General features: G+C 34.2%; 2 protein-coding genes. Both read right to left on the bottom strand.

Features of this window, described 5'->3' with window-relative positions:
• A partial coding sequence (locus E1171_RS02965; protein ID WP_155203931.1) for a hypothetical protein occupies positions 1–562 on the bottom strand: 562 nt, incomplete at its 3' end.
• 225 nt (positions 563–787) lie between these two features.
• On the bottom strand, positions 788–1,507 hold the full coding sequence (locus tag E1171_RS02960; RefSeq protein ID WP_155203929.1) for a DUF3667 domain-containing protein: 720 nt from the start codon (positions 1,505–1,507) through the stop codon (positions 788–790).
• Positions 1,508–2,559: the final 1,052 nt, after the last annotated feature.

Genomic DNA, 2,559 nt, shown 5'->3' with positions numbered 1-2,559 from the left:
CTGGTATTAAAAGAATATAGGGTTGGACATAATCAGAAAGTAAATTAAAAATCAATAAATATATACTAACAAATAGAGCTAAATACATATATATAAGTAAAAAAGTAAATGCAGCAGAAAAAATAACACTACATAATTCGTCTACTTTTTGGATGGAATCTTTTAATTTAGGTAGTATCGAAAGCATTTTTTCCGTATAAATTTTAGGATAAGCGCTATCCGTAATACTATAATCTGGAAATACAGAATCCAAACCAACTAAACCGATCCAGTATGCTCGTAGAAAAAAATGAATAACGAACATAGATATTAGAACACTTATTGCTAAAAGTCCAAAATAAACGATAAAAAAAGCTATCAAATATTGACTTGGGTTCAACAAATCAATAAACATATTTGTCGACCAATTTATTAAATTGAACATTTTAAAAGTACCAAAAATAGAAATAGTTGATGCTAATAATTCAGCCTCCCAGCTTTCCTCCTTTAATCTTTGTAGCCAACTCTTAGATGATTCCAAAGACTGCGCTTTGTCAACTATATCATTAATTCTTTTTTCCATTCAATTGAGTTTGTTTAATTCTGACTAACATTAGATTTTAACCCCCTAAAAATTTGCCCGTTGGCTAGAGAAATTAATCGGTTTCCCTGATATAGGGAGTTGCCATTAACGGTCCAAATATGCTCAGTGAGCATTACTCACCTTAATAGCTCCAAGATGGCTTTTTCACGCCAAAAATGGTAGATACCCGCGTTTGCTCATTGAACTTATTGTTTGTTAGCTGCTTTAATATTTTATAATTAAGTCAACAACCCTTCCAAGCAAAATTGCTATGATAGCGGCAGAAATTAACCCTAAAACCAAGGATAACAATCCTTTAAAATAGTTTACTATTTTTCTTTGATCAAAAAATTGTCCTATTGCCCACGATACATAAATAAAACTGAGGAAACCACCGAAATACAATAACCCTAAGCCTGTCAGTGCTTCTATGAGTCCAAAAAAGGAGGATATGATCATTACCATTCCGAACACGAACCATATCAAAATGAGGATTTCAAAGAAGTTATAATTGTGTTTTCGAAAAAGGATTTTAACCCAAGGAACTACAAAAATTGCCATCAAGATATTAGCATACCCATAGTTCCTAAAAAGCCCCTCAATTATTGCTATTGCTGTTGATGTCTTAGAGCCAGAAATTTGATTGCTGTATCCATCTTCGAAGTCCAGTAATTGGTGAAGAAATGTATAGATGAAGGAACAGAATACTACAAAAATTACTGGTTTTACGAGCCTATGCCTGTCTTCAAGAATGAATGCTTTAATATTTTGGCCAGGCCTAATTAACAACTCTTTTATTGTAAATAGTATGCCTTTTTTGAAACTTAGCACACTGCCAATTTCTTGGATAATGTATTTGCCGTCAATTCTTCTTAACTGAATCGCTCGTCCACAATTGGAGCAGTATTTTCCACTTTTCGGGTAATTACAATTGTAGCATTCCATCTATGCTTTTGTTTAATGCTTTTTTGGTTTTCTTTTAGGGTTCCTTTAGGTCGGCTTTATATTTTGTCCACTATTTTTTATGCCCCATGAATGAAGCGAGTTTTTGACTGCCCAGTTGGCCTCGCGGGGCCATGAATTCATACCTATTGTTAGTATCCGTGTTGTTCCTTTTTTCTTCAGTTTTCTAATTTTTTCCGAATAATATTTTTGGACCAAATTTCCGTTTTCAGACCGGTCCGTTGAACTCCTTTTCCTTTTTTTAGATTTTACCTTAATGTGCCCAAGAAAGTCATTTTATCTTTCATTTCCAAAACATCTACTTTTCTTACGGTCTTGGAAGTCTGTCCTTAAAGAGCACTGTCGGTCTATAAGTTTTCTTTTGACAGTATCTTGTACATCTTTCGATCTGTAATTCCGTCTTGAAAATCAGTTTTCCAGTCCGTTTTTTATTTCACTTTCCGATCGGCTTAAAAGACCCCTTTCATTCTTATTTGCCGGCCAGGTTTTTCGATCCGAATTCTAGATTTTTTCGTCCTGAAAATCAGTTCTGCAGTCCCGATTTTATTGAGCTCACGATCCATCTTACATGCTGTCCCTCTTTTTCTTCTCTAAAAAACCTAAAAGGTTTTCATTTAAAGCGCGAACCGCTTTTCTATTTGCCAATTATAGATAACGAAATCGTCGTTTAAAGGCAGTTTCTTTTCAAAAAAAGATATAAATTCCTTTTCTCAAAAAAAGTTGGGGAAAAGGTAAGTAAAAAAGTCGGAACGGGGGCATTTACATTCCTTTTAGAAATTATTGTATTCGGGGTAGCTTATGCTCAATCAGTCTGTCTTCCAACATGTCCTATCTCTAGAATTCTGATCGGATTGATTTCTCAACCTAGACGCCACTTAATAAATCGAGCTTTGATCCGACTGTATTTTATCCCGTTATCTGGCCTGCCTTTTAGCAGCGCATTAAACGGAGAATTCTTACTAACTTCAAATTTAATAAAATTTAATCCCCTGAAAATTTATTCGTTAGCAAGAGAAATTAATCGGTTTCTCTGA

Source organism: Xanthovirga aplysinae (genome assembly GCF_009711365.1).
GTDB classification, from domain to species: Bacteria; Bacteroidota; Bacteroidia; order Cytophagales; family Cyclobacteriaceae; genus Xanthovirga; species Xanthovirga aplysinae.
This window is presented reverse-complemented; position numbering and strand designations above follow the sequence as displayed.